The sequence below is a fragment of the Halomonas sp. MCCC 1A13316 genome, assembly GCF_014931605.1.
Taxonomy (GTDB): domain Bacteria; phylum Pseudomonadota; class Gammaproteobacteria; order Pseudomonadales; family Halomonadaceae; genus Halomonas.
On record NZ_CP053382.1, the window covers coordinates 316,384 to 343,233 of the forward strand.

The 26,850-nt window shown below is 65.1% G+C and carries 28 protein-coding genes; 13 read left to right on the forward strand and 15 right to left on the reverse strand.

All coding sequences use genetic code 11. The annotated features are described in order from the left end of the window. The first annotated feature begins 2 nt into the window (after positions 1 to 2). From HNO52_RS01510 to HNO52_RS01545, 8 genes are all read left to right on the forward strand, one after another. Entirely contained in the window at positions 3 to 1,208 is a 1,206-nt protein-coding gene (locus HNO52_RS01510; protein WP_197567332.1) for a CaiB/BaiF CoA transferase family protein, read from the forward strand. 108 nt (positions 1,209 to 1,316) lie between these two features. Further along, positions 1,317 to 2,312 (forward strand): Bug family tripartite tricarboxylate transporter substrate binding protein, encoded by a 996-nt coding sequence (locus HNO52_RS01515; protein WP_197567333.1) that lies wholly within the window; start codon positions 1,317 to 1,319, stop codon positions 2,310 to 2,312. After that, on the forward strand, positions 2,309 to 2,782 hold the full coding sequence (locus tag HNO52_RS01520; protein ID WP_197567334.1) for a tripartite tricarboxylate transporter TctB family protein: 474 nt from the start codon (positions 2,309 to 2,311) through the stop codon (positions 2,780 to 2,782). The genes HNO52_RS01515 and HNO52_RS01520 overlap by 4 nt, the downstream gene beginning before the upstream one ends. A 9-nt stretch (positions 2,783 to 2,791) precedes the next feature. Then, positions 2,792 to 4,285 carry a tripartite tricarboxylate transporter permease gene (locus HNO52_RS01525; protein WP_197567335.1) on the forward strand — a complete coding sequence of 498 codons (1,494 nt, stop codon included), beginning with the start codon at positions 2,792 to 2,794 and terminating at the stop codon, positions 4,283 to 4,285. A gap of 61 nt (positions 4,286 to 4,346) precedes the next feature. Continuing rightward, the gene (locus HNO52_RS01530) at positions 4,347 to 4,595 is read left to right on the forward strand and encodes a hypothetical protein (RefSeq protein ID WP_197567336.1); all 249 of its coding nucleotides are present in this window, start codon (positions 4,347 to 4,349) and stop codon (positions 4,593 to 4,595) included. Between the two features lie 35 nt (positions 4,596 to 4,630). Beyond that, positions 4,631 to 5,587 (forward strand): glutaminase B, encoded by a 957-nt coding sequence (glsB, locus tag HNO52_RS01535; protein ID WP_442907094.1) that lies wholly within the window; start codon positions 4,631 to 4,633, stop codon positions 5,585 to 5,587. Positions 5,588 to 5,704: 117 nt separating this feature from the next. Next, positions 5,705 to 6,874 carry a zinc-dependent alcohol dehydrogenase gene (locus tag HNO52_RS01540; RefSeq protein ID WP_197567337.1) on the forward strand — a complete coding sequence of 390 codons (1,170 nt, stop codon included), beginning with the start codon at positions 5,705 to 5,707 and terminating at the stop codon, positions 6,872 to 6,874. Between the two features lie 44 nt (positions 6,875 to 6,918). Further along, on the forward strand, positions 6,919 to 7,512 hold the full coding sequence (locus tag HNO52_RS01545; RefSeq protein ID WP_197567338.1) for a hypothetical protein: 594 nt from the start codon (positions 6,919 to 6,921) through the stop codon (positions 7,510 to 7,512). 88 nt (positions 7,513 to 7,600) lie between these two features. On the opposite strand, the gene HNO52_RS01550 is transcribed toward HNO52_RS01545, so the two are convergent. Continuing rightward, positions 7,601 to 7,780: a hypothetical protein gene (locus HNO52_RS01550; protein ID WP_197567339.1), complete on the reverse strand. Its 180-nt coding sequence runs from the start codon at positions 7,778 to 7,780 to the stop codon at positions 7,601 to 7,603. A 156-nt stretch (positions 7,781 to 7,936) separates the two neighbouring features. Here HNO52_RS01550 and HNO52_RS01555 point away from each other — a divergent pair, with 156 nt between their 5' ends. Both HNO52_RS01555 and HNO52_RS01560 read left to right on the forward strand, forming a co-directional pair. Beyond that, complete coding sequence (locus HNO52_RS01555; RefSeq protein ID WP_197567340.1) at positions 7,937 to 9,274, forward strand: deoxyguanosinetriphosphate triphosphohydrolase; 1,338 nt, start codon at positions 7,937 to 7,939, stop codon at positions 9,272 to 9,274. A gap of 4 nt (positions 9,275 to 9,278) precedes the next feature. Continuing rightward, positions 9,279 to 10,055 (forward strand): ribonuclease T2 family protein, encoded by a 777-nt coding sequence (locus tag HNO52_RS01560; RefSeq protein WP_197567341.1) that lies wholly within the window; start codon positions 9,279 to 9,281, stop codon positions 10,053 to 10,055. Between the two features lie 32 nt (positions 10,056 to 10,087). Here the strand turns inward: HNO52_RS01560 and HNO52_RS01565 are convergent, their stop codons facing one another. Next, positions 10,088 to 11,002 carry a nuclease-related domain-containing protein gene (locus HNO52_RS01565; RefSeq protein ID WP_197567342.1) on the reverse strand — a complete coding sequence of 305 codons (915 nt, stop codon included), beginning with the start codon at positions 11,000 to 11,002 and terminating at the stop codon, positions 10,088 to 10,090. A 113-nt stretch (positions 11,003 to 11,115) separates the two neighbouring features. Here HNO52_RS01565 and HNO52_RS01570 point away from each other — a divergent pair, with 113 nt between their 5' ends. Continuing rightward, a complete protein-coding gene (locus tag HNO52_RS01570; protein WP_197567343.1) occupies positions 11,116 to 11,985 on the forward strand; it encodes an NAD-dependent protein deacetylase in 870 nt (289 codons plus the stop codon). Here the strand turns inward: HNO52_RS01570 and HNO52_RS01575 are convergent. The 3 genes from HNO52_RS01575 to HNO52_RS01585 all read right to left on the reverse strand — a co-directional run bounded on the left by HNO52_RS01575 (position 11,957) and on the right by HNO52_RS01585 (position 13,586). Next, positions 11,957 to 12,361 carry a YbaY family lipoprotein gene (locus HNO52_RS01575; protein ID WP_197567344.1) on the reverse strand — a complete coding sequence of 135 codons (405 nt, stop codon included), beginning with the start codon at positions 12,359 to 12,361 and terminating at the stop codon, positions 11,957 to 11,959. The two genes, HNO52_RS01570 and HNO52_RS01575, sit on opposite strands and share 29 nt — an antisense overlap. 13 nt (positions 12,362 to 12,374) lie before the next feature. Then, the gene (locus tag HNO52_RS01580; RefSeq protein ID WP_197567345.1) at positions 12,375 to 12,749 is read right to left on the reverse strand and encodes a translation initiation factor Sui1; all 375 of its coding nucleotides are present in this window, start codon (positions 12,747 to 12,749) and stop codon (positions 12,375 to 12,377) included. A 138-nt stretch (positions 12,750 to 12,887) separates the two neighbouring features. Then, positions 12,888 to 13,586, reverse strand: coding sequence for an HAD family hydrolase (locus HNO52_RS01585; protein ID WP_197567346.1), 699 nt, complete (start codon positions 13,584 to 13,586; stop codon positions 12,888 to 12,890). A gap of 478 nt (positions 13,587 to 14,064) precedes the next feature. Between HNO52_RS01585 and HNO52_RS01590 the strand changes: the two genes are divergently transcribed. Further along, complete coding sequence (locus HNO52_RS01590; RefSeq protein ID WP_197569335.1) at positions 14,065 to 14,568, forward strand: hypothetical protein; 504 nt, start codon at positions 14,065 to 14,067, stop codon at positions 14,566 to 14,568. A gap of 234 nt (positions 14,569 to 14,802) precedes the next feature. Here the strand turns inward: HNO52_RS01590 and HNO52_RS01595 are convergent, their stop codons facing one another. The 9 genes from HNO52_RS01595 to HNO52_RS01635 all read right to left on the reverse strand — a co-directional run bounded on the left by HNO52_RS01595 (position 14,803) and on the right by HNO52_RS01635 (position 23,231). Further along, positions 14,803 to 15,378, reverse strand: a complete 576-nt coding sequence (locus HNO52_RS01595; protein WP_197567347.1) for a COG4315 family predicted lipoprotein — start codon at positions 15,376 to 15,378, stop codon at positions 14,803 to 14,805. 63 nt (positions 15,379 to 15,441) lie between these two features. Next, the gene (locus HNO52_RS01600) at positions 15,442 to 15,801 is read right to left on the reverse strand and encodes a hypothetical protein (RefSeq protein ID WP_232090472.1); all 360 of its coding nucleotides are present in this window, start codon (positions 15,799 to 15,801) and stop codon (positions 15,442 to 15,444) included. Between the two features lie 59 nt (positions 15,802 to 15,860). Then, a complete protein-coding gene (locus HNO52_RS01605; RefSeq protein ID WP_197567348.1) occupies positions 15,861 to 16,550 on the reverse strand; it encodes an HAD family hydrolase in 690 nt (229 codons plus the stop codon). Positions 16,551 to 16,626: 76 nt separating this feature from the next. Beyond that, positions 16,627 to 17,610 (reverse strand): 2-hydroxyacid dehydrogenase, encoded by a 984-nt coding sequence (locus HNO52_RS01610; RefSeq protein ID WP_197567349.1) that lies wholly within the window; start codon positions 17,608 to 17,610, stop codon positions 16,627 to 16,629. A gap of 26 nt (positions 17,611 to 17,636) precedes the next feature. Next, the gene (locus tag HNO52_RS01615; RefSeq protein ID WP_197567350.1) at positions 17,637 to 18,620 is read right to left on the reverse strand and encodes a sugar kinase; all 984 of its coding nucleotides are present in this window, start codon (positions 18,618 to 18,620) and stop codon (positions 17,637 to 17,639) included. Next, complete coding sequence (locus HNO52_RS01620; protein WP_197567351.1) at positions 18,617 to 19,666, reverse strand: LacI family DNA-binding transcriptional regulator; 1,050 nt, start codon at positions 19,664 to 19,666, stop codon at positions 18,617 to 18,619. Before HNO52_RS01620 ends, HNO52_RS01615 begins: the two co-directional genes overlap by 4 nt. A gap of 172 nt (positions 19,667 to 19,838) precedes the next feature. Beyond that, positions 19,839 to 20,903: a class II fructose-bisphosphate aldolase gene (gene fba / locus HNO52_RS01625; RefSeq protein WP_197567352.1), complete on the reverse strand. Its 1,065-nt coding sequence runs from the start codon at positions 20,901 to 20,903 to the stop codon at positions 19,839 to 19,841. Between the two features lie 77 nt (positions 20,904 to 20,980). Further along, positions 20,981 to 22,147 (reverse strand): phosphoglycerate kinase, encoded by a 1,167-nt coding sequence (locus HNO52_RS01630; protein WP_197567353.1) that lies wholly within the window; start codon positions 22,145 to 22,147, stop codon positions 20,981 to 20,983. Positions 22,148 to 22,190: 43 nt separating this feature from the next. Beyond that, positions 22,191 to 23,231 carry a type I glyceraldehyde-3-phosphate dehydrogenase gene (locus tag HNO52_RS01635; protein WP_197567354.1) on the reverse strand — a complete coding sequence of 347 codons (1,041 nt, stop codon included), beginning with the start codon at positions 23,229 to 23,231 and terminating at the stop codon, positions 22,191 to 22,193. A 426-nt stretch (positions 23,232 to 23,657) separates the two neighbouring features. Here HNO52_RS01635 and HNO52_RS01640 point away from each other — a divergent pair, with 426 nt between their 5' ends. Next, positions 23,658 to 24,710: a class I fructose-bisphosphate aldolase gene (locus HNO52_RS01640; RefSeq protein ID WP_197567355.1), complete on the forward strand. Its 1,053-nt coding sequence runs from the start codon at positions 23,658 to 23,660 to the stop codon at positions 24,708 to 24,710. A 78-nt stretch (positions 24,711 to 24,788) separates the two neighbouring features. On the opposite strand, the gene tkt is transcribed toward HNO52_RS01640, so the two are convergent. Further along, positions 24,789 to 26,780, reverse strand: coding sequence for a transketolase (gene tkt, locus HNO52_RS01645; RefSeq protein ID WP_197567356.1), 1,992 nt, complete (start codon positions 26,778 to 26,780; stop codon positions 24,789 to 24,791). Positions 26,781 to 26,850 lie beyond the last annotated feature (70 nt).

The following is a 26,850-nucleotide window of genomic DNA, read 5'->3' on the forward strand; positions in this document are numbered from 1 at the left end:
ATATGACCAATTCACCAGCCCTGGCGGGGGGAAGCCTGGAGGGCATCCGCGTCATCGACCTCACGCGGGTCATCTCGGGGCCGTTCTGCACTCAGGTATTGGGCGATCACGGCGCCGAGGTCATCAAGATCGAACCGCCGGATCGCGGTGATATCGTGCGTTCCCAAGGCAACATCGTGAACGGATTCAGCTGGTATTTCGCCCAGTTCAACCGCAACAAGCGCTCGTTGACGCTGGATCTGCGCAGCGAAGAGGGCAAGGCGCTCCTGGCCCGGCTGCTGGAAGAGGCCGACGTGCTGGTCGAGAATTTCCGACCCGGTGTCATGGCCAAGATGGGCCTGGATGACGAGACCCTGCGCGAGCGCTATCCGCGCCTGGTCGTTGGCCGTATCAATGGCTTCGGCTCCACCGGGCCCTATCGCGACCGGCCCGCTTACGACTTCATCGCCCAGGCCATGAGTGGCTTCATGGGCGTCAACGGCCCCGCCGACGGCGAACCCATGCGAGCCGCGCCACCCATAAGCGACATGGTGGCCAGCCAGAACCTGGCCTTCGGCATATGCGCGGCGCTGGTGCGGCGCGAGCGCAGCGGCCAGGGCGATATCGTCGAGACCGCGCTGACTAATGGGCTGATCGGCATGATGGGCTACCTGGCGGCGGAATTCTTCGCCACCGGCCAAGTGCCGGCGCGCACCGGCAACGACCACCCCATGCTCTATCCCTACGGCCTGTTCCGCGCCAGCGACGGCGAGGTGGCCATCGCCCCTAGCAACGACATCATGGTCGAACGCTTCTTGAAGGCGCTCGACATGCTGCATCTGCTCGAGGACGAGCGCTTCGCCGACAATCCTCGCCGCATGGTTCACCGCGAAGCCCTGCGCGAGATACTGACGCGGGTCACCGAGCAGCGCAGCGTCGACGAATGGATCGCGCATCTCAACCGCGCCGGGGTGCCGTGTGGGCGCGTTCAGGATTTGCGCGAGACCTTCGACGATCCCCAGGTACAGGCACAGCAGATGAAGATAGAGCTGGACCAGGGGAAGTTCGGCCGGATTCCCACGACCGGCTTCCCGGTAAAGATGAGCGAGGCCCCCGCGGCAGTACATCGTGGCGTGCCGGAGCTCGGCGAGCATACCCGCGAAATTCTGCACGAGCTGGGCGTTGAAGAGAGCGAGTTCGAGGATATGCGGGCACGCGGGGTCATATAAGCTAATCTGCAAGAGGCGCCGAGCCGAGGCTTCGGCGTGGCAATACCCACCGCCACACGGCACAACAGCACTACAACAAAGCCACAACAACAAACGAGGGACACGCTAATGCGCACCATGAAACACGCTCGCCACGGTCTCGCCGCTTCGGCCCTGCTGGGGCTGGGGCTTGCCATCAGCTCACCGAGCCAGGCACTGCCCATCAGCGAATGCATCGCTCCGGCCGACCCCGGCGGCGGCTGGGACTTCACCTGCCGCTCGGTGGCCAAGCTGCTGCGCGAGCTGGAATTGACCGACGGCGCCGTACAGGTCACCAACATGCCGGGCGGCGTCGGGGCCGTGGCGTTCTCCAACGTGGCCAGCAGCCGCGCCGACGACAGCGACCTGATCGTGGCGACCAGCACCGTGGGCATGACGCAGATCGCCCAAGGCCAATACCCCGGCGATGCCGATACCATGCGCTGGCTGGCCATGCTGGGCACCGATGTAGGGGTGATCCTGGTCGACGACGAGAGCTCTTACGAGACCCTCGAGCAGCTGCTCGACACCATGGTCGAGGATCCCGCTGCCGTTGCCATGGCCGGCTCGAGTGGCGCCGGTGGCTGGGATCACATCCGCGCACTGCTGCTGGCCAAGGAGGCGGGCATGCCGGCCGATCAGATAGCCAGCGTGCGCTGGGTGCAGTTCGACGGCGGTGGCCCGGCCGTGACCCAGATGATGGGGGGACACGTCGACGTGGTTTCCACCGACCTCGGCGAGATCGCTGGTTTCATCGAGTCCGGCGACGTGCGCGTGCTGGCGGTACTGTCCGACGAGCCGCTGCCCGAGCCCTTCGGCGACCTGCCCACCGCGGTATCCCAGGGCTACGACGTGACCGGCTACAACTGGCGTGGCTTCTATACCGGGGGCGAAGTCTCCGACGAGGACTATGCAAACATGGTCGAGACCCTCGAGACGCTCTACCAGAGCGACGAGTGGAAGGAGACCGCCCAGCAGAACGGCCTGGTGCCGCTGTGGCGTGGCGGTGAAGAATTCACCGACTACGTCGACAAGACCATCGATGAGGTCGAGTCCGTTTCGCGCGAGATCGGTGTCATCGAGTGAGTGAACCCGCACTGAACACGGATCAAGTGTCGGGTGCCGTCGCCGACCGAATCGCCGGCGTCGTGCTGCTGTTGATGGCGGCGGGTGCTTGGTGGTATTCGCACAGCTTCCCGGCCGGCTTCGGCCAGGTCGTGGGGCCCGGGGCCTTTCCGCGTCTCGTCAGCGTGCCGATGGGCCTGTTCGCGGCCTATCTGGTGATACGCCCCGGCGTCAATCAGCGCTGGCCGCAGCGCGCCGCCCTGCTCAGGCAGGGGGCGGCGCTGCTGCTGCTCGGCATCTATGCGGGCGTTCTCAAGCCGCTGGGCTTCCTGCCCGCCAGTCTGGTCTGCGTGGTGCTGCTGATTCGTCTGTTCGGCGCAAACTGGAGGGCTTCGCTGGCCTGCGGCGCGCTGCTGACGGTCTCGCTCTATCTGCTGTTCGAATTCGCTCTGGGCATGCCATTACCCAACATGCCGGGCCTCGACTGGTAAGGCGTCACGATGGATATATTGGCTTTTCTCGCCCAGGGCTTTGCCGTGGCGCTCGAGCCGCAGCACCTGTTTCTGGCGCTGGTCGGCTGTGCCGTGGGCACGCTGATCGGGGCGCTGCCGGGGCTCGGCCCGGTCAACGGGGTGGCACTGATGATCCCGTTGACCTTCAATTTCGGCCTGACGCCGACGGCGGCGTTGATCCTGCTCGTCAGCATCTACTACGGCTGCATGTACGGCGGGCGGATCAGCTCGATCCTGCTCAACATTCCCGGTGACGAGCCGGCGGTAATGACCACCCTCGACGGCTACCCCATGGCGCTCCAGGGGCGTGGCGGCGAAGCCCTGGGACTCTCCGGCGTGGCCTCGTTCGTCGGTGCCACCGTGGCGACCATCGGGCTCACCCTGTTCGCCCCGCTGTTGGTGGGGGTCGCGATCCGCTTCGGGCCGGCCGAGTACTTCGCCCTGTTCGTGCTGGCCTTCGCCACCATCGGCGGCGTGACCAGCGGCAGCCTGATCAAAAGCTTTCTCGCGGCCTGTCTGGGCCTGCTGCTGGGCACCGTGGGCATCGACTCGGTGAGCAGCGTGCCGCGCTATACCTTCGGCTGGTACGAACTCTTCGATGGCATCGATTTCATCGTCGCCCTGGTCGGGCTGTTCGCGATCTCCGAGTGCCTGGTATTTCTCGAAGATACCCACGGCAGCAACAAGCCGACCCTCAAGGTGGGTTCGGCGATTCCCGGCATTCGCAGTGCCTGGAAGTGCGCGCCGACCATCGGGCGCAGCTCGTTCATCGGTTTCGTTGCCGGCGTGCTGCCGGGTGCCGGCGCCGCGCTCGGCAGCTTCCTCTCCTATACCCTGGAGCGCCGCTGGTTGGGACGCCGCGGCACGTTCGGCCAGGGCGACCCGCGCGGCGTAGCGGCACCCGAAGCGGGCAACAACGCGGCGGCCGGCGGCGCGCTGATCCCCATGCTGTCGCTGGGCATACCCGGCAGCGGCACCACGGCAATCCTGCTGGCGCTGTTGTTGTCGATGAACATCACCCCCGGGCCGCTGCTGTTCGCGCAGCAGCCGGAAATGGTCTGGGGGCTGGTGGCGGCGCTGTTCATCGGCAACGTGATGCTGCTGATCCTCAACATCCCGCTGGTAGGGTTGTTCGCCAAGGTGCTGCAGGCGCCCGGCTGGTTCCTGATGCCGATGGTGGTGATGGTGGCCTTCGTCGGCGTCTATTCGCTCGGCAACAGCGCCTTCGATCTCTACATGATGCTGGCCTTCGGCGTGCTCGGCTACGTGCTGCGCAAGCTGGAGATGCCCGCCGTGCCGGTGGTGCTGGGCCTGTTGCTGGGCGGACAGATGGAGTACAACCTGCGCCGCGCCATGTCGATCTCCGGAGGCGACTGGAGCATCCTGTGGAATAGCGGCATCACCATCGGCATCTACACCTTCGCTGTCACACTGATCGTGGCCGGGCTGGTCTATGGCTGGATGGTTCGCCAGCGGGCCTAGGCCACATGTAGAAAGTTCCTGGCTCCTCGGCCTTTCTGGACTGCCTGGCTTCGATTGTCCGGTGAACGATGAACGCGAAGCCCCACCGGACCTGTTGATGGATCCGCACGCAATGGGCGAACCGGTGGGTGATCGCGGCCCGCAGGAGGTCACCGCCAACCTCGAATCGGTCGATTTCCATGCCGTGACCGGCCCCGGCGGCGGGTCAGCCGTGACCCAGGCGGCCCCGCTGGCGTTGCCGCCGCGCGTGGCGCTGGCGCGGGACGGTGACGAGCACCCGCTTTGCGCGCCGCACGAGCGCATTGCCTAGACTGATCGATACACTCTTCAGTGCCGTGAGGTCCCGTGCTCGATATCGATACGCCCGAACTGCTGTCGCGCGACGCCTTGCAGCAGCTCCTCGATCGCCTGGCGGCGGATGCGCCGCGCTGCTTCGGCGAAGGCAAGGTCGCCAGCTATATTCCGGCCCTCGCCGAGGTCGAGCCCGACCGGTTCGGCATCGCCGTGTGCCATGCCGATGGCAGCGTGCAGTGTGCCGGCGACGCGACGACACGCTTCTCGATCCAGTCGATCTCCAAGGCCCATGCGCTGGCGCTGGCCATGCGCGAGCTGTCGCCCGAGGAGATCTGGCGTCGCGTGGGTCGCGAGCCGTCCGGCCAGGCCTTCAATTCGATCGTCCAGCTCGAGGTGGAGAACGGCGTGCCGCGCAACCCTTTCATCAATGCCGGTGCGCTGATGGTCACCGAGATGCTGGTCTCGCAGCTGTTCATGCCGCAGCAGACGATCCGTGAACACGTCCGCCGGCTCTCGGCCACGCCGAGCGTCGACTTCGACGAGACCGTGGCGCGTTCGGAGATGGATCACAAGGCGCACAACGCGGCGCTTGCCTATTTGATGCAGGCCTACGGCAACATTCGCAACGACGTCGAGGTGGTGCTCGACGCCTACTTTCACAGCTGTTCGCTGGCGATGAGCTGCGTCGAGCTGGCCAGGAGCTTCGCCTTCCTGGCCAATCACGGTGTCAGCCCGTTCGACGGCCAGGCGGTGCTCTCCCCGGTACAGACCCGCCAGATGAATGCGCTGCTGTTGACCTGCGGACTCTACGACGCGGCGGGCGACTTCGCCTGGCGGGTCGGCCTGCCGGGCAAGAGCGGGGTGGGAGGCGGCATCATCGCCATCCTGCCGCGGCGCATGTGTATCTGTGTCTGGTCGCCGCGGCTCGACAGCTACGGTAACTCCATCGCCGGGCGGCATGCGCTGGAAGGACTGGTCGAGGGGCTGAACGTAACGCCGCTGGGCTAGCCGAAGCGCCCTTGGATAAGGTCCGTTACCCAGCCGCTCAATTCCCTTACCTGCTGGCTCAGGCGGCTGAACTATGGTGGTGGGAGAGCCTTCGTTCGGACAACAGGGAGAGAGTCCATGAAAGCGCTGTGTTGGCACGGCAAGAACGACATCCGTTACGAGACGGTTCCCGACCCGCAGATCGAGCATTCACGCGACGCCATCGTCAACGTGAGCAGTTGCGCCATCTGCGGTTCCGACCTGCATCTCTACCATCATTTCATTCCCGGCATGGAGTCCGGCGACGTGGTGGGGCATGAGTTCATGGGTGAAGTCATGGAGGTCGGTAACGACACCCGTGACCTCAAGGTCGGCGACCGTGTCGTGGTGCCCTTCACCATCACCTGCGGCGAATGCGACCAGTGCCGGCGCGGCAACTACTCCGTATGCGAGCGCTCCAACCGCAACAAGGCGCTCGCCGACAAGGTCTTCGGCCACGGCGGGGCGGGGCTGTTCGGCTATTCCCATCTCACCGGCGGCTATGCCGGCGGCCAGGCGGAGTACGTCCGCGTACCCTTTGCCGACCAGACGCACATCAAGGTGCCCGACAGCCTGACCGACGAGCAGGTGCTGTTCCTCGGCGACATCTTTCCCACCGGCTGGCAGGCCGCCGTGGCATGCGAGATCGAGCCCACCGACACCGTGGCGATCTGGGGGGCGGGGCCGGTCGGCCAGTTCTGCGTGCGTAGCGCCGTGCTGCTCGGCGCCGAACAGGTGGTGGTGATCGACAACGTGCCCGAGCGCTTGGCCATGGCCGAGGCCGGCGGGGCGGTCACCATCAACTTCGACGAGGAGAGCGTGCTCGTTCGTCTCCAGGAGCTGACCCACGGCAAGGGACCGGAAAAGTGCATCGATGCGGTGGGACTGGAGTCGCACGTGCCGCGTTCGGTCGACTCCGTCTACGACCGGGTCAAGCAGGCCATGATGCTGGAGAGCGACCGGGCTCACGTGCTGCGCGAAATGATCTACGTCTGTCGTCCGGCCGGCATCCTGTCGATCCCGGGCGTCTACGGCGGCCTGATCGACAAGGTGCCGATGGGGGCGCTGATGAACAAGGGGCTGACGGTGCGTACCGGGCAGACCCACGTCAAGCGATGGACCGACGACCTGCTGCGCCTGATCGATGAGGGCCAGATCGACCCTTCCTTCGTGATAACGCACAGCGCCGGACTGGAACAGGGCCCGGACATGTACAACACCTTCCGCAACAAGCAGGACGGCTGCGTGAAGGTGGTGCTCAAGCCGTGAACGAAACGAGCGGAACACGGGCAAGAGAGGACATGGAGGTGACTATGAATCTCGATAGAAGTCGTTCCCTGCAGGGCACCGACAGGCTGGCACGTGGAATCGGCTGGTTGGGCATTGGTATAGGGATTTTCCAACTACTTTCACCACGCAGTGTGACCCGTTCGCTGGGTGTCGAAGGGTCCGAGGGGCTGGTGCGTACCTGCGGGACGCGTGGATTGGTGACCGGTATCGGCGCGCTGACCGAGGATCCCAAGCCGGCACTCTGGGCAAAGGCGGCCGGCGACGTTCTCGACCTGGCAGCGTTGAGCTTCCTGCTCACCGACCGTGATCATCCCAAGCAAGGCAGTGTGAAACTGGCGATGGGGTTAGTAGGCGCTTCGGCCTTGGCCACCCTCTACTGTGCGCGGGCGCAGACCGAGCGGCATAGTTACCAGGGCGGACGCACGCCCGACTACAGCGGGCGCAGCGGCTTTCCCCGGGGCGTTGAGCGCGCCCGCGGTGCTGCGGCGGGCAGCGGTCTCTCCTTGCGGCCTGCCGCACTGCCTTCTCCGGCACGCTCGCCGGGGCCGAGAATACCGGCTTCGACGTCGCGTCCCACCAGCACCAACTACATTCGTGGCAGCGACTACGACTACTGAAAGTCACACGTGCTGCCCAAGCTGAAAAAGAGGGCCGAACCTTCGGGTTCGGCCTTCATGCATTTGCCATCTCGAGAGAGCGGCGGGCTCAGCCGCCGCCGATGCCTTCGACGACGTAGCCGGAACCTCCGCACTCGGGGCAGGTGCGGTTCTCGATTCGTCCGTCGCCCTTGCACTTGGGGCATACGTTCTGGCCGGTGCCGGGAGTGCCGGGGGGCGCCTCGTCGCCAGGCTGCTCGGGCCGGGTTGCATCGGGTTTGTCTGCCATGTTCTGCCTCCTTGCCAATTGCGTGGCCTCACTGGGAGAGAAGAGTGCCCTGACAAGTTAGGCAACTCCCGAGGTTGGCGGCAAGCGAGACGGTTTCGACGACCATGGTCATGCTACCCCTGGCAGTGCCAGAATGGAGCCTTCAGGAGGAAGCCCATGACGCAGATGCACTGGCCGCAGTTGCTCGACCCCTCGCGGCTGCACGGCAAGCCCACCAGCGGTCGTGACGAGATCGGCCGTAGTCCGTTCCACAAGGATCATGACCGCATCGTCTTCTCCGGTTCGTTCCGGCGCCTGGGGCGCAAGACGCAGGTTCATCCGCTGACCGACAACGACCACATCCATACGCGCCTGACCCATTCGCTGGAGGTGGGCTGCGTGGGGCGCAGCCTGGGCATGATCGTCGGCGAGCTGCTGCGTGAACGGCTGCCGAACTGGATCACCCCCGCCGACCTCGGCGTTATCGTGCAGGCCGCTTGCCTGGGCCACGACATCGGCAACCCGCCCTTCGGCCACGCCGGCGAGTACGCCATCCGCGACTGGTTCAAGCGTGCCGAGCGCGACGGCAGTGGTTTGCTCGAGGGGCTGACCGAGCGTGAGCGCGCCGACCTGCTGACCTACGAGGGCAACGCCCAGGGCTTTCGCATCGTCACCCAGATCGAGTACAACCAGTTCCGCGGCGGCATGCGCCTGACCGCGGCGACCTTGGGTACCCTGCTGAAATATCCCTGGACCGTGGAGCACGGTGGCGGGGCCGGCAAGTTCGGCTGCTACCAGTCGGAGCGATCGCTGCTGGAGGACGTGACGCGCTGCCTGGGGCTGCTGCCGCGCGGCGAGGGGCGCTGGTGCCGACATCCGCTGGCCTGGTTGGTGGAGGCGGCCGACGACATCTGCTATGCGCTGCTGGATCTCGAGGACGGCCTGGAAATGGGCATCCTGCGCTTCGAGGAGGTCGCCGACGTACTGTTGCAGATCGCCGGCGATGCGCCTTCCGATTATTCGCGCATGGCTCGCGATGGCGTCTCGCAGCGGCGCCGTATTGCCGCCCTGCGCGGCGCGGCCATGGAGCGGGCGGTCAACGACGTAGGGGCAGTGTTCGTCGAACACGAGACGGCACTACTCAACGGCACCTTGACCTCCGACCTGCTCGAACTCTGCCATCCCGACCTGGGCTGGGGCGTGGCGGCGGCCAAGCAGCTCGCCCGCGAGCGTATCTTCCAGAACGAGCGCAAGGCCAAGCTGGAAATCGGCGCCTACACCACCCTCGGCATCCTGCTCGAGGCTTTCATCGGCGCCGCCCACGAGCTGCACTACACCGGCCAGGCGAGTTTCAAGCATCAGCGGGTATTGGCTTTGATCGGAGAGAACACGCCGCGCCCCTCCTGGCCGCTATACGACAGCTACCGGCGCATGCTCGACTTCATCGGCGGCATGACCGACCATTACGCGGTGGACCTGGCCCAGGAGATGGGCGGCCGCCTCAGGGGGGACTGAGCCAATGAGGAGCTGGCAGCGTGGGCTCTGGGCCGGGCTGGCACTCTTGCTGCTGGTCTCGGCGGCTCCGGCGGATACGGCCCTGGAGCGGCTGCCTGCCGAGGGCTTCGAGCACTACACCCTGGCCCTGACCTGGCATCCCGGCTTCTGCAGCACACACGACCGGCCGCCGCGGGAGTGTCGCGAGCCGTCACTACAGGCGCAAACCGCACAGGGTTTCGTGCTGCACGGCCTGTGGCCGTCGCTACCGCAGCGCTTCGCCGAGCAGGGTATCGATCGTCGCAGCTGGTGGCGGGAAGGGTGCTTTCTCGAAAGTCCGCGGGCCGATGGCAGCTTCTGTCGTGCCCATCCCCCCTTCGGCTTCGACGAGGCATTGAGGGAACAGCTGGACGACGCCATGCCGGGGCGGGCCAGTTGCCTCGACCGCTACCAGTACGCCAAGCATGCGGCCTGCCTGGGGCTACCCGAAGAGGACTACTTTGCCGCCTCGGTTACGCTGGTGGAGATCGTGAACGAGAGTGCATTCGGCGCCTTCGTGGCGCTCAATCAGGGCGGAGAGGTGCATCGCAACGATCTGATCGCGGCGTTCGAGGCGGCTTTCGGCGAAGGCACCGGACGTGCGCTGCGGCTGGAGTGCCATGGGCGCGGCAACCGTACCCTGACCGAAGTTCGTATCGGTATCGCCGCCGATCGCCTGGCCGACTTCCCGGCACGCGACAGCCTGGTCGCCCAGGACCGGGGGCGCTGCGCCACGCGACTGCATATCGCCGTTTTCGACTAGGTCCTTGGCGAAGCTCTTCGACTGAGCAGCGCCTAGATCGAGGGTTCGTTCAGGGTCGGGTTTTCGTCCAGCTCCGCGGAGCGCTCGATCAGGGCTGCGATCACCTTGTCGTGCAGCGCGCCATCCAACTGGCCGAGGTGGCGTTCACTGAGCTGGCTGGACAACTCTTCGCCGCTGACCACCATCAGGCCATCTGGAGTGCCGGCGCAGGCAATATCCCACCCCGGCAAGGCGAGCACTCCCTGCACCGGTACCGGCTGGCCGCAGTGCTGCTCGAGCCATGAGGCCAGCCATCGTGAGGCATGCAGGGCCTTGACCAGTGGGCGTCGTTCGCTCCAGCCGGGGAAGCGCAGCCGCTCCGGTTCGACCGTGACCAGATTGATCTCGCGTCCGTCCGCGGTGAACGGCTGTGTCCGGGCGCGTGTCTCGACCACGAACACACCGTGAGGGGTCACGGCCACATGGTCGATGATGTCGGTGTCGGTCGGCACGTCGTGGAATACATGGTAAGGATGCGCCTCGGGGTGCACCAGACGCTCCAGCTCCTGGCCTACGGCTAGCTCGCAAGCCAGCCCCAGCTTGATGCGCCGGATATGCTGAAAGTCACGAATCAGCAAGAAGCAGTAGACCAGTACCAGCACGGTGCTGAGTGCGCCGTAGAGTGCCCATTCGAGCCAGTTCTGCTGGCTGGCGAAGAGCATGCGGCCCATGCCGTACACGAGTGGCGCCAGGGTCACGATGGGCCCCAGTGCGCCGTTGAGGAACAGTGTGGCGAAGGCACGGTCGAGCCGGTCGCGCAGGGCCTGGCCGGGCTCGCGCAGCTGACGAGCGTTGAAAGGCGAGCGAACACGGGCATCATGCAGGTTGCGCAAGGCGGCGACGATGACGGCCATGGCCCCGAGGGGGAACAGGAAGATGAGAGGCAGCAAGTATTCCAGCCAGGCCATCGAGGATTCGTCCTTGCCGGTGAAAGTCACATAAGCATTACATTCTAGACAACCAGAGGCACGCAGGGCCATGTTCACTATGTGCCAATGCGCAGCATCATGACGGATAGACGATGAACGATACACGACAGCCTGCCGTGACAGAAGCCATCGAGCGCCTGCGGGAATTCATCGCTCGGCATACGCGGCTGACCGTACTCACCGGTGCCGGGGTCAGCACCGACAGCGGCATTCCCGACTATCGCGACGCCAGTGGGGCGTGGAAAAGCGCCCCGCCCATGCAGCACCGCCAGTTCATGACCAGTCATGCCGCGCGGCAACGGTACTGGGCCCGCGCACTGGTAGGCTTTCGCACGCTGCATCGGGCACGCCCGGGCGACGCCCACCGGGCCCTGGCCCGGCTGGAGGAAGCCGGGCGCGTCCGCGGCCTCATTACCCAGAACGTCGATGGGTTGCACCAGAAGGCCGGTTCGCGGTGTGTGATCGATCTGCATGGCCGCGCCGAGCAGGTTCGCTGCATGGGGTGCGGCGCCTTGCGCATGCGTCATGACCTGCATGCGGAGCTGGCCGAGCGCAACCCCCTCTGGCTGAATGTAGAAGCCGAGGTGCGCCCCGATGGCGATGCCGATATCGAGACGGACTTCGCCGACTTCGATGTGCCAGGCTGCCGCCGTTGCGGCCAAGGGATCTGGAAGCCCGACGTGGTGTTCTTCGGTGACAGCGTGCCGCGTGAACGAGTGGCGCGGGCGCGGGCCATGGTCGATGAGGCCGAGGCCTTGCTGGTAGTGGGGTCGTCGCTGATGGTCTATTCCGGCTATCGCTTCGCGCACCAGGCCCATGCCAGCGGCAAGCCGATCGCCTGCCTCAACCTGGGGCGCACCCGCGCCGATGCGCTCTACTCGCTCAAGCTCGAGGCGCCGATAGGCGAAGTGCTCGCGACGGCAGTCGCCACCGCTACGCGCGAGGGTCGAGCGGCAGGCTGACCGGCTCTTCTCCAGGAGCCGATATGGCTACCGGCTCGGCGGTCACATGGGTCAGGCTGCCTTGCTGACGTAGCTCGGCCGACAACCGCGGCGAGCTGGCCGCTTCTAGCGTGCGGCGGTCGAAGCGTAGCGTGACCGTCCAGGGCCCGCTTCCGCTCGGAGTGGCGCGGGTTTCCGCCAAGGTGCCTCCGGCATCCCGCAGTTGCACTCGCAGTTCGGCATCCCCGGCAGGCTCCAGCCCGGCTGGTGGCTCGACGTGAGCCTCGAGTTCGGCAAAGTCGGGCGTGCCGGCACAGCCGGCCAATACCAACAGGAATCCGACAGCGATAAGCCACCTGACTGCGGTGGTTTGCGTTGCACTACGTGATAAAGACATGCCCTTTCCTCGTTCAGCCGCCTGCCAGCTTGACGGTATAGCCCAGGCGTTCGAGTTCGGCCTTGAGCAGTTCGCGGTGGTCACCCTGGATCTCGATGATTCCGTCCTGTACCGAGCCACCGGTACCGCAACGCTTCTTGAGTGCCTTGGCCAGTGCCTTGAGCTCCGTACTGGGCAAGGGCACGCCGCTGAGGGTGGTCACGCCCTTGCCCTTGCGACCACTCGTTTCGCGTCGAATGCGCACGATACCGTCGAGCGTGGCGAGGCGCTCCTGCTCGGCCAGCTCGGCGCAGCGGCAATTGTCCTGTGGTTGGCGGCAGTTGGGGCAGATGTCGCCATGTTCGGTGGAATAGACCAGGCCGCGCAGCTGGTCCTGCAGTGAGGCCATAGAAGCTCCTGGCGTTGCTCGTCAATGTGCTGTCGTAATGATAACGCCAGGCGGAGCTTGTGCATACGCGCCTTGGCCACTGCACAGCCGCAGCGATGGGGCGATCAAGGAGTGAAAGAGAAAAGAGGGCGGGAAGGCTCAGCGGGCGTGGGCGACCTGGCGGTTATCCATGGCCCTTGCATGCGCCAGATTCTCGATGACCGTGGGCAGCTGGTACATGCTGCTGATCATGATCGCACCTTCCGGCGTTTCCTCGGCATCGGGATAGCGGTTCAGGTGGATGACCGTCATGCCTGCATCGAGCGCGGCCTTGACTCCCACCAAGGCATCGTCGATGGCAATGCAGTCTTCGGCATCGAAACCCATCAGGTTGGCGGCGTGCAGGTAGAGGCGAGGATCGGGCTTCCAGCACTTGGCGGTATAACCGCTATAGAGATGCGTGCCGAAGAAGTCGGAGAAGCCGATGGCCTTCAAAGAAGTGACGATCTTGTTCTCTGGCCCATTGGAAACCACGCCACACGGGTAGTTTGCCAGCGCCAGGAGGGCTTCGCGGGCTCCCGTGATCGCCGACAGTTCGGTCTCGAGCCGACGATTCAGGTTGCTGCGCATCTCGGTTTCGGTTTCGGCAAGGTGCAGGGGGTCGACGCTACCGTAGCGATCCTCGAGAACCGCCACGATATTGCGAAAGCGGCTACCGCGGAATTCACCGACATAGTCACTGGCCTGGAAGGGTAACCCCAGCCGGGTCAGGCTGGCGGCCATTTCAGCGGCCAGCAGGGGCTCGCTGTCGACCAGCGTGCCATCACAATCGAAAAGTAGGCATAGGGGGCGAATCATACCAATTTTCCTTCGCAGTCCTGTGACTGTCGGAACACCATACTTCTAGTATCGGCATGCGGGCCGTGAAGTTTAGGGCTGCCGCACGTTTGCGAACGCTGTTTCTTAAGTATTGCCCTTAACCGCACCGTGTTCAAGTCTCTGAGCCATTTCTCGTTGCGTTCTCCAACATGGCCGAAAAGGGATCTGCGAAAAATGCTGGCTGAGCTGCCTAGAACAGACCCATGTGTCAGATATCACCACCCCCCAGCCCTTTCGTGGCAGCACTCTGATAAGTTTTCTTTGTTTTTAAAATACTGAATTATATAATTTTTCATTTAATTTTTGGCCTGTTGGCCTGGCTTCTGCAGCCTTCAGGGTGAGGACGACATGTCGGTCGAGACACAGCGTCAACATAGATTGCTATCGTACCGGCATGAACATCGAAGCTTCGGCTTCATGAAAAAACACACGTTCAACTCCACCTGGAGGTGCGAACATGATGTCCAAGGAATTTCTCAAGAAACTCGGCATCGTCGGTATCACGTTTGGCCTGACTGCTAGCCCGCTGGCCTTTGCCGATTTCCATGAAGAAGAGGACGAGCAGGGAGCCGTGCCTCAGGAAACGGCACCGAATGATGAGTTCATGGGTACCGATGATACGGGTACCGGCGCAGAAACGGACGCGGATACCGGCATTGAGGCTGGCGCCGAGACCGGTGACAGCGGCCTGGGTACCGACGCAGGTACTGAAGCGGATATGGGCTCAGGGACCAACTCAGGTACAAGCGGAGCCGGTGCTGGAGCCGGTGTAGACGCTGGTGGCGAAATGGGTACTGATGACACGGGTGCCGGTGCGGGTGCAGATACCGGCATCGAAGCTGGCGCCGAGACCGGTGACAGCGGCCTGGGTACCGATGCCGACACCAACGATGACGAGTGGGAAGTCGAGAACGAAGAGGAAGAGTGGGAAGAGGATCAGGGTGACGACCAGGAATGGTAAGGTTTGATGCCCAAGGAGGGGCAGTCGCTACCAAGGACGATGGCGACCTCATCCTGTAGGTTGATGATTCGTCAACCGCCTCGGAACCGCCCCCGGCCATGCCGGGGGCGGGTCTTTATACAAGTGCTTTATAGCGAGAGGCGCGAGCCGTGAATGCGAACCGTGAATGATCGTTCGCTATTTCTTGGCCGCTGGTCGATCGCCCTCGGCCTCGCCGAGGGCGATTGATTTATCTTAGGGTTTCACCGGCTCGGCCTGCTTCTGCACATCCGTTTCGATGACCTCGCCCTCTGGTGAGATCAAGTACCAGTGGCCGCCCAAATGGTCGAGGCCTTGGCCCAGAGCATCGCCGGGATAGACGTCACGAGCAAAGTAATAAAGTGGCCAGCCGTCATAGGTGACCTGTGCTGAGCCGTCCTCGCGCTCGAAGGTGTCCAGTCGCTCGGCATCGATCTCCTTGCTGGCATTCGGAGACCCCGCAGTCGTATAAGGCGGCCAGGCGATGGCGCAGCTCTCGTCACAGGTGCTGTATCCGCCGCCCTGCTCGTCCTGCATGAAGACATACAGGCTCTTGCCGTCCTGGTTAGTCAGGTAGCGGCCGAAGGGGTCTTTCTCGGCAACCTCGAGGCGAGCCCGGCCCTCGGGGTCCGACCTGGCTTCGAGCTGCTGCTCCGATTCCTCGGGGGCCATGCCCTCGACCTTCTGAGGATTGTCGTCACCGCCGGTTTCGGTGGTTTCCGGCCCGGCGAGGGCGGGAATGGTGAAGAAGGCCACAACCAACAGGTTGCCTGCCAGTGCGTTTGGCTTCATGTCGACGTCTCCTTGTCTAGGTGCCTTCATCACTTTAGGTAGCGTGGCGTGAAAGGCGCAAACTCAGCGTTGGCGGGAGAGCCGCCTTGAATTGGCGCTGCTACGGCGATGATAGGGGGTCATGGTGCGTCGGCTGGTCACCCACCAGGGAGCCGTCTGGCCGAATGCCATCTGGAGCATGGCTTTCTGGACTTCGAAGCTGGTTTCCAAACTGGCCTCGAGCTTCTCGGTCACCATTCGCTGGTTCTCCTTCAGCATCCGGACGCTGGTGGGAGATTGGGTCTGCCACAGGCCTTGGCGCATGGCGATGGTGGATAGAGAGGTCGACCAGAGCTCAAATGCCATGACGCCAAGGTTCCACACGTCCAGCATGGCGGCAGGCGTTGAGGGTACGAAAGAAGAGTGGGAAGAGTGGGACGGCATCGTGACTCCTTTGCCTAGGATAAGGGATGACTATTCCTGCTGGATTTTAACCTAATAGGTCACTTTATGCTGCGTTGCAATGTAAGCGAGGATCCAATGGCTCGCTGTGATAGGCGCTGTACCGCTGCAGGCAGGTCGCGGGCGTGATGAACCGCTAACGCGCCGGCCGGCGTGGTCTCCTCGGCGGGGAAGCGGTTGAGGTGAATGACCTGCATGCCCGCGGCAAGGCCTGCGGCGGCGTCGTCGATCACCACGCAGCGCTGCGGCGGGTGCCCCATGGCCTCGGCTGCCCTGAGGTAGAGAGCGGGGTCCGGCTTCCATACGCCCAGGCTATAGGCACTGAACAGATTGTCGCCGAAGTGATCCGTAAAACCGACGCACTCCATGGCGCAGCGAATCTTGCGCTCCGGGCCGTTGGACACCACCGCGCGAGGATGTTCATGCAGTGCCAAGAGGGCCTCGGTCATGCCGGCGATGGGCATGAGCCGCTTGCGCATGCGCGCTTCCATCAATTCCCGCATCGACGTTTCCATGGCCTGGCGCTGCGCTTCGTCCAGCCTTCGATGGCGGTCCTCCAGTTCGAGCATGATCGTCAGAAAGCGGACGCCGCGGAACTCTTCCATGTACTGCGCCGCGGTAAAGGGCAGGCCGTAGCGGGGCAGGACGTCGGCCATGACCTCGGCGAGCAGGATTTCACTATCGACCAGGGCCCCGTCGGAATCGAAGAGCAGGCAGAGCGGAGCGGACATATAGATTCCTCGATAGTAGCACCACGTCGCTGTGCCTGGGCGTGATTGTGATGCGGTAGATTGGACGCGTCGACGGTCAGTTGCGTTGCTGCCCGGCGGCTTCGTTGACCAGGCTGATCGGCCGCTTGCCATCGAGTGCGAGCGTGATGTTATCCACCGCTCGCTGGGCCATGGCGTCGCGGGTTTCGTGGGTGGCCGAACCGATGTGCGGCAGGGCGACCACGTTGGGCATGTGCGGCAGCGGCGACTCCGGCGAGAGCGGCTCCTGCTCGAACACGTCGAGCCCGGCGGCGTGGATTTCGCCGTTCTCCAGCGCGCCGATCAGCGCCGCCTCGTCGACCACCTTGCCGCGGGCGATGTTGACGAAGATCGCCGAGCGCTTCATCAGGCCGAACTCGCGCTTGCCGATCAGGTGGGTCGTTTCGGCCGACAGCGGCACGGTGACACAGACGAAGTCGCTCCGGGCCAGCAGCTCCTCCAGCTCGCAGCGAACGGCGCCCAGCTCCCGCTCCAGCTCGGGCTTGGGCGAGGCGTTGGAATAGAGCACCTGCATGCCGAAGCCCAGCGCGCCGCGGCGAGCCACGGCGGCGCCGATGCGGCCCAGGCCGATCATGCCCAGGGTTTTGCCGTGCACGTCGCTGCCGAAGTGGGCCTCGCCGATGCTCTCCTGCCAGTCGCCGCGCTTGACGAAATCGGCCAGCTCGATGGCGCGCCTGGCCGTGGCCATGATCAACAGGAAGCCGGTATCGGCAGTGGTCTCGGTGAGCACGTCGGGGGTATTGCACAGCAGGATGCCGCGCCGGGTCAGTTCCTCGACGGGGTAGTTGTCGTAACCCACCGAGATGCTGGCGATGGCCTCGAGGTGCGGTGCCTGGTCGAGCAGCTCGGGCGTGATGGCGAGGCTCGAGCCGACGATGCCGTGGGCCTGGCTCAGCGCTTGCCGAAAGCCGGTGTCGTAGGTGTTCTTCAGCGCTTCGAAATAATCGACGTGGAAACGCTGCCTGAGCTGGTCGAGATGCGTCGGCTTGAGGCGGCTATAGGCAACGATGCGTTTTGTCATTGTTTCGCTCCGGGTTGGTCTGGCGGTTAAGGCAAGTCTGGCAGGTCGTGTTCGAGCTCGGCCAGGCGCGTGCGGCTCGGCAGGCCCTCCATATCGCCCTGCACTTGTACGGCCTCGGCGCCGATCAGGTTGCCGCGGCGTGCGGCGGCCTGGGGCGAGCGGCCATCGAGCAGAGCGCTGATCACGCCCACGGCGAAGCCGTCGCCGGCACCCACGGTGTCCACCACTCGCTCGACGGGAAAGCCCGGCACGGTGGCTTCGGTCTCGCAGCCGCCCAGCACGCCGCGGTAATAGGCGCCCTCCGGCCCGAGCTTGAGAAACACGGCCCGGGCGCCGCGCTCGAGATAGAAGGCGGCGATGTCGCGAGGCGTGTCGAGCCCGGTCAGCAGGCGTCCCTCGGCCAGGCCCGGTAGCACCCAGTCGGCCTTGGCCGCCAGCGCGTTGAGCGTATCGCGCATCTCTGCCTCGCTGGGCCACAGGGTAGGGCGCAGGTTGGGGTCGAAGGAGATACTTCCGCCCTGTGCGTGGACCCGGTCGAGCATGTGCAGGGTCAGTTCGCGGCAACTGGTGGAAAGCGCCGGAGGAATGCCGGTGGCGTGCAGGTGGCGGGCGGCGGCGAAGTCCACCTGGGCGGCATCCTGCGGGGACATGTGGCTGGCCGCACTGCCGCGGCGGAAGTACGCCACCCTGGGGTCGGCGCCGCCCTCGGCGCGCTCCTTGAACACCAGGCCGGTGGTGTGGGCGGCATCCGCCATCAGATAGCGGCAATCGAGCCCCTCGGCCTCGAGCGTCCGGCGGATAAAGTTGCCGAACCCGTCGCTGCCGACGCGGCTGAGCCAGCCGACGCGAAAGCCGAGCCGGGCCAGGCCGATGGCGACGTTGGTATCGGCGCCGGCGATACCGCGCCGGAAGCACTCCACGTCCTCCATCGCGCCGGGTGTCTCGGCCACGAACAGGGCCATGGCTTCACCGAAGGCGAGAATTTCCGGTGCAAGTGTGTCGTCGTTCATGGCGTCTCCTGATCGTTGTCAGTGCCTGGCAGGCGGGTCGAGCCGCGGGCGATCAGCGTCGGCGGGAACAGGGTGCGGCGGGGCGGCAATGTGGTTCCGCTGTCGTCGAGCCGCGCCAGCAACTGCTGCACGGCGGCGCGGCCGATGGCCTCGGTGGGCTGCGCCAGGGTGGTGATGCCGGGCGGCACGAGGCCGCACCAGTCGAGCTCGTCGATACCCAGCAGGCCGACCTCGCCCAGGCGAATACCCTGGGCCTGCAGGGCACGGGTAGCGGCAAGGGTGACGTTGCCGTTGGCGCATAGCACGGCGGCGGGATGCCCGGCTCGGGCAAGAAACGCCTCGATGATGGCACTTACCGCGGTGCCGTCGAGGGCCGGGTCGTGGCGTTCGCCGTCAAGTGCCGGCTCGCCGGCCAGGCGTTGCTCGAAGCGCTGCCAGCGCTGCTGGCGCGGGCTTGCCAGGCCCACCGGTTGGCTGAGAAAAAGCAGTTGGCGGTAGCCCTGCGCGCGCAGGTGATCGATGGCCATGTCGACGGCAAGCTCGTTGTCGAGCCCGACCCTGTCCGCTTCGAGCTCCTCCAGCCAGCGGTCGAGGAGCACCAGCGGCAAGCCCTGCCCGACCAGATCCTGCAACTCGTGCGCAGGGCTACCGGCGGCATTGACCACCAGCCCCTCGACCCGATAGGAGGCGAACAGGGCCAGGTGGGTGCGCTCTTGGGTGGGGTCGTTGTCGGTATTGGCCACCAGCAGCGAAAAGCCGCGCTCGCGGCAGGCCTTTTCGACACCGTGCATCACCGCCACCGAATAGGGGTTGCGAATGTCCGCCACCAGCATGCCGAGCAGCCGCGAGCGGCCGCCCTTGAGGCCGCGGGCCATCTGGTTGGGGCGGTAGCCGAGCTGGCGTGCAGCCTCGCTGATGCGACGCTGCAGGGCCGGCGAGAGCCGCTCGCGCTCGCCGCTGAAATAACGCGACACGCTGGTCTTGGAAGCGTCGGCTACGCGAGCCACCTCGAGGATCGTGGCATGTCGTGAGGGTCGAGCTGGCATGGTGTATCTCTGAATGGGAACGTTCCCATCCTAGGTTGTGAACACAGCGACAGCAAGGCAAGCGAGCAAAAGAGGACCCACAGGAGAAGAGCCAGGCCGGAATCGAGAGCCCAGGCGGTAGGGCGGTAGTAAGGGCGGCTCACTGGCCGCCCTGGGGGCTTCTTGCAGTCGTTTACTTCACCTTGGGGTCGAGCTCGCCGCGGGCATAGCGCTCGAACATCGCCTCGAGGCTGATCGGCTTGATGCGGCTGGCGTTGCCGGCGGTGCCGAAGGCTTCGTAGCGGGCGATACAGATCTCGCGCATGGCGGTCACGGTTTCCTTGAGGAACTTGCGCGGGTCGAACTCGCTGGGGTTTTGGGCCAGGAAACGACGCACTGCGCCAGTGGAGGCCAGGCGCAGGTCGGTGTCGATGTTGACCTTGCGCACGCCATGCTTGATGCCCTCGACGATCTCCTCGACCGGCACGCCGTAAGTCTCGGGGATCTCGCCGCCGAACTCGTTGATGACGGCGAGCCACTCCTGGGGCACCGAGGAGGAGCCGTGCATCACCAGGTGGGTGTCGGGGATGCGGGCGTGGATCTCCTTGATGCGCTGAATGGAGAGTGTGTCGCCGGTGGGCGGCTGGGTGAACTTGTAGGCGCCGTGGCTGGTGCCGATGGCGATGGCTAGGGCGTCGACCTGGGTCGCCTTGACGAAGTCCGCTGCCTCTTCCGGGTCGGTCAGCAGCTGGTCGTGGGAGAGCACGCCCTCGGCGCCGATGCCATCCTCTTCACCGGCCATGCCGGTTTCCAGGCTGCCCAGGCAGCCCAGCTCGCCCTCCACCGAGACGCCGCAGGCGTGGGCCATCTCGACGGTGCGGCGGGTGACGTCGACGTTGTAGTCATAGTCCATCGGCGTCTTGCCGTCCTCGCCCAGCGAGCCGTCCATCATCACCGAGGAGAAGCCGAGCTGGATCGAGCGCTGGCACACCGAGGGAGAGGTGCCGTGGTCCTGGTGCATCACCACCGGGATGTGGGGGAACTCCTCCACGGCGGCCAGGATGAGATGGCGAAGGAAGGGCGCGCCAGCGTACTTCCGCGCACCGGCGGAAGCCTGGACGATCACCGGGGAGTCGGTTGCGTCGGCCGCTTCCATGATGGCGCGCATCTGTTCGAGGTTGTTGACGTTGAAGGCTGGAATGCCATAGCCGCGCTCGGCGGCGTGGTCCAGCATCTGGCGCATGCTGATCAGTGCCATTGACTCACCTGTTCTCTTCTACGGACTGTCTGGGGTAATAGGGCGCCGCCCGGTACGCCGGGCGGCATGGGGTTGGGTCAGCGTGCGGCGGCGTCTTCCAGAGCCTTGACGGCGGGCAGGGTCTTGCCTTCCACGTACTCGAGGAAGGCGCCGCCGCCGGTGGAGATGTAGGAGACCTGCTCCTCGATCCCGTACTTGTCGATGGCGGCCAAGGTGTCGCCGCCGCCGGCGATGGAGAAGCCGTTGCTCTCGGCGATGGCCTTCGACAGCGCTGCGGTGCCCTTGCCGAACTGATCGATTTCGAACACGCCTACCGGACCGTTCCACAGGATGGTGCCGGCATCCTTGAGCAGGCCGGCGAGCCGCCCGGCGGTGTCGGGGCCGATGTCGAGGATCATCTCTTCGTCGCCCACCTGGTCGACCGGCTTGACCACGGCTTCGGCGGAATCGGAGAACTCGGTGGCCACCACCACGTCGGTGGGCAGCGGGATCTCGACCTTGGCCATTAACTCCTTGGCCTGTTCGACCAGGTCGGCTTCATACAGCGACTTGCCGACTTTGTGGCCTGCCGCGGCAATAAACGTATTGGCGATGCCGCCGCCGACGATCAGCTGGTCGCACTTCTCGGAAAGCGCATTGAGTACGTCGAGCTTGGTCGAGACCTTGGATCCGCCGACGATGGCGACCATCGGTCGCTTGGGCGTGGCCAGAGCCTTCTCCAGGGCATCGAGCTCGGCGGCCAGCAGCGGGCCGGCGCAGGCCTGGGGAGCGAAGCGCGCCACGCCGTGAGTCGAGGCCTGGGCGCGGTGGGCGGTACCGAAGGCATCCATCACGTAGATGTCGCACAGCGCGGCGTACTGCTGCGAGAGGGTCTCGTCATCCTTCTTCTCGCCGACGTTGAAGCGCACGTTCTCGAGCAGCACCACCTCGCCGTCGGCCAGGTCCTGGGCGCTGTCGAGGTAGTCCTCGACCAGGCGTACCGGACGGCCGAGCAGCTCGCCCAGCCGCTCGGCCACCGGGGCCAGCGAGAACTCCTCGGCCGGCTCGCCTTCGGTCGGGCGCCCCAGGTGGCTTATCAGCATCACCTTGGCGCCGGCATCCATGGCCGCCTTGATGGTCGGCAGGCTGGCCCGCAGGCGGGCGTCGCTGGTTACCTTGCCGTGCTTGACGGGTACGTTCAGGTCCTCGCGGATCAGCACGCGCTGACCGCGCAGGTCGAGGTCGGTCATCTTGAGCACGTTCATCGAGCGTCTTCCTTTCCTGGATTGAGGGAAACCGAAGCCGGGGTCATCGGGGCACCGCGGGAAGCGCCGCCATGCGCTGGGCGACGTCGAGCATGCGGTTGGCGAACCCCCACTCGTTGTCGAACCAGCACAGCAGCTTGATCAGGCGATGGCCCGCCACCCGGGTCTGAGTGGCATCAACGATACCCGAGCGGGGGTCATGGTTGAAGTCGACCGAGGCCATGGGCTCCTCGGTGTAGCCGAGCAGGCCGGCCAGACGTCCGGCGCTGGCCTCGCGCAGCAGGGCGTTGACTTCTGCCGCCGTGGTGTCGCGGCGCACGCAGATCGACAGGTCCATGGCCGAGACGTTGATCGTCGGTACGCGCATATGCAGGCATTCGAAGCGTCCGGCCAGGTGCGGCATCAGGCGGTTGATGCCGCGCGCCAGGCTGGTGTCGACGGGCACGATGGAGTGCATCGCCGAGCGCGTCAGGCGCAGGTCGGTCTGGTGATAGGCGTCGATCACCGGCTGGTCGTTCATTGCCGAGTGCACCGTAGTGGTTACGCCATGCTCAATGCCAAGCGCCTCGTCGAGCACCGTCAGTACCGGCACAAGGCAGTTGGTGGTGCACGACGCCGCCGAGACGATGCGATGCTCGGCGACGAGTTCGCCGTCGTTGATACCGCAGACGATGGTGGCGTCGACGTCGCTCTCGGCAGGCTGGGAGAACAGCAGCCGACCGGCGCCGGCGGCGAGATGACGCTCGGCGGTGACGCGATCCTTGAAGCTGCCCGAGCACTCCAGCACCAGGTCGATGCCGAGTTCGCCCCAAGGCAGGCGCGCAGGCTCCGATTCGGTCAGTATCGCAATGGACGCGCCATCGACGACCATCCGGCCCTCGGCCGTCTCCACCTGGCCGGGGAATCGGCCGTGGGTGGTGTCGTAGCGGGTCAGGTAGGCAATGGTGTCGAGGTCCGAAAGCTCATTGATCGCGACCACTTCCAGCGTCGGATTGCCGGCGCGGCTCGACTGGCGTTCCAGCAGCGCGCGCAGCACGCACTGGCCGATACGACCGTAACCGTTGATGGCGATGCGCTGGGCCATGAAGCGGGCTCTCTTGCCGGCGGAAAGCGGCGATTCTAGCGTATTTTCGATACATTTGCCCACGTGGCCTGCGGGCTGACCCGTGCCGGTCGACGCGTAGATTCGGTGTTCAGCGGGTCTTGAAAAACCTTGTGGCGACCCTATAAGAAGGGTACGGCACCGGTGTGGCCATGAGCCATCCGTGCCGCGGTTCGGGTTGACCCGCAACTTCCAAAAGTTGCGGTTGCCGAAGAAGGAGAGACATAGAAGCCGGCGGATCGAGATCAAGGCCGCTTGGAACGAATCCGATTAGTGGAGAGTATGCATCCTTGGTTGGAAGCGCCCTTTGCTTGCGAAAGGGCGCTTCCGTTTGCAAGCAGGGCGTACGCTCGGTACGGTTTTCACTACGCTGGGAATAGCGATTCACGACACCATGGAGAGGAAGACATGACCGACATATCCCAATTGCTGGGTGACGACGCCGAGTATCTGCTCGATCACCGTTGCCGTGGCTTTCCCCGCGAACAGTTGCACTTGCCGGGGCCGGACTTCGTCAGCCGGGTAGTGGCCGACAGCGATCGCAGCCCGGCGGTGATGCGCAGCCTGCAGGCGCTGTTCGGCCACGGCCGGCTGGCGGGCACCGGCTACCTCAGCCTGCTGCCGGTGGACCAGGGCATCGAGCACTCCGCCGGCGCTTCGTTCGCCCCCAACCCGCGCTACTTCGACCCGGCCAACATCGTCGAATTGGCCCTCGAAGGCGGCTGCAACGGCGTGGCCTCGACCCTCGGTGTGCTGTCGTCGGTGGCGCGCCGCTACGCCCATCGCATCCCGATGATGCTCAAGCTCAACCATAACGAGACGCTGAGCTATCCGGCGATGTATGACCAGACCCTGTTCGCCGAGGTGGACCAGGCCCACGACATGGGCTGCGTGGCGGTCGGTGCGACCATCTACTTCGGTTCCCCCGAGAGCCGTCGCCAGATCATGGAGATCAGCGAAGCCTTCGAGCGCGCCCACCAGCTGGGCATGGCCACGGTACTGTGGGCTTACCTGCGTAACCCCGCCTTCAAGCACGAGGGCAAGGACTACCACGTGGCGGCCGACCTCACCGGCCAGGCCAACCATCTGGCTGCCACGATCAAGGCCGACATCGTCAAGCAGAAACTGCCTGAGACCAATGGCGGCTATCAGGACATCGGCTTCGGTCACACCCACGCCAAGGTCTACGGCGAGCTGACCTCGGAGCACCCCATCGACCTGGCTCGTTACCAAGTGGCCTGCTGCTACATGGGCCGCGCCGGGCTGATCAACTCCGGCGGCGGCTCCAAGGGTCATTCGGACCTGGGCGAGGCGGTGCGCACCGCGGTGATCAACAAGCGTGCCGGCGGCATGGGCCTGATCTCGGGGCGCAAGGCGTTCCAGAAGCCCATGGGCGAGGGTGTCGAGCTGCTCCAGGCCATCCAGGACGTTTACCTGGACAAGGGCGTGACAGTGGCCTGAGCCCTTCTCAGAGGCATAGATAGCAAAAGGGCACGACCGCTAGGTCGTGCCCTTTCTCGATACCGCTAACCGAACCTATCAGCCCAGCAGCTCCTGGGCCTGAGCGATGACATTCTCCACGGTGAAGCCGAAGTGCTTGAACAGATCGCCCGCCGGGGCGGATTCACCGAAGGTGGTCATGCCGATTACACGGCCGTCGAGGCCGACGTACTTGTACCAGTAGTCGGCGTGGCCGGCCTCGATAGCGATGCGCTTGGTCACTGCCCTGGGCAGCACGCTCTCGCGGTATTCGGCGTCCTGGCCGTCGAAGCGGTAGGCCGAGGGCATCGAGACCACGCGTACCGCACGGCCCTGGCCTTCCAGCTCGGCGGCGGCGTCCATGGCCAAGCCCACTTCAGAGCCGGTGGCGATCAGGATCAGCTCGGGCGTGCCCTCGCTATCCTTGAGCACATAAGCGCCGCGCTGAATCTCGGCCAGCTGCTGCTTGCTGCGCTCCTGGTGCGGCAGGTTCTGGCGCGAAAGCACCAGCGCCGTGGGGCCGGAGTTGCGCTTGATCGCGGCGTCCCAGGCGGCGGCGGTCTCCACCGCATCGCAGGGGCGCCAGGTGCACAGGTTGGGCGTGCTGCGCAGGTTGGTCAGCTGTTCGATCGGCTGGTGGGTGGGGCCGTCCTCGCCCAGGCCGATGGAGTCATGGGTGAACACGTAGACGGCGCGCTTGCCCATGAGTGCGGCCATGCGCACCGAGTTGCGCATGTACTCCATGAAGATCAGGAAGGTGGCGCCGTAGGGTATGAAGCCGCCATGCAGCACGATGCCGTTCATGATCGCGCCCATGCCGAACTCGCGCACTCCGTAGTGCAGGTAGTTGCCGCCCGGGTTCTCGCGAGAGATCGGCTTGGCACCGCTCCAGAAGGTCAGGTTGGAGGGCGCCAGGTCGGCGCTGCCGCCGAGCAGTTCGGGCAGCTGCGGGCCGAGCTCGTTGAGGCACTGCAACGACGCCTTGCGTGTGGCGATGGTCTCGCCCTTCTGCTGGCTCTTCTCGATGAAGGCCTCGCTGGTGATCTCCGCCGGTAGCTGGCACTGCACTCGACGGTTGAACTCGCGGGCGAGTTCCGGGTGCTCGTCGCGGTAGCGAGCGAAGCGCGCCTGCCAGTCGTCCTGCTGCGACGCGCCGCGCTCGCGCGCATCCCAGCCCTGATAGATCGGCTCGGGCACATGGAACGGTGCGTGCGGCCAGTCGAGCTGCTTGCGTGCGGCGGCCACTTCCTCCTCGCCCAGCGGGGCGCCGTGACACTCCTCCTTGCCCTGCTTGTTGGGGGCGCCAAAGCCGATCACGGTCTTGCAGATGATCAGGCTCGGCTTCTCCTCGTGGCTGCGGGCCAGCTCGATAGCGGCCTTGATCTGCTCGGGGTCGTGGCCGTCGACGTTGGGCACCACGTGCCAACCGTAGGCCTCGAAGCGCTTGGCGGTGTCGTCGGTGAACCAGCCCTCGACCTCGCCGTCGATGGAGATGCCGTTGTCGTCGTAGAACACCGTGAGCTTGCCCAGCCCCAGGGTGCCGGCCAGCGAACTCACCTCGTGGGAGATACCCTCCATCATGCAGCCGTCACCGACGAAGCAGTAGGTGTGATGGTCGACGATAGTGTGGCCGGGACGGTTGAACTGCGCTGCCAGGGTCTTCTCGGCGATGGCCATGCCCACGGCATTGGCCAGGCCTTGGCCCAGCGGACCGGTGGTGGTCTCGACGCCCGGCGCATAGCCGAACTCGGGGTGACCGGCGGTCTTGGAGTGCAACTGACGGAAGTTGCGCAGTTGCTCGAGCTCAAGCTCGTAGCCGGTCAGGTGCAGCAGGGAGTAGAGCAGCATCGAGCCGTGGCCGTTGGACAGCACGAAGCGATCACGGTCGGGCCATTTCGGGTCGTTGGGGTTGTGCTTGAGATAATCGTTCCACAGCACTTCGGCGATATCGGCCATGCCCATCGGGGCGCCGGGATGGCCGGACTTGGCCTTCTGTACGGCATCCATGGACAGGGCGCGAATGGCGTTGGCCAGTTCGAAACGGGATGGCATTGGGTTAACTCCTCGCCTGCGGCAGAATGGGGCAAGTCATCGGTGGCCTGTCGGGCCTCCGGTAGCGTTC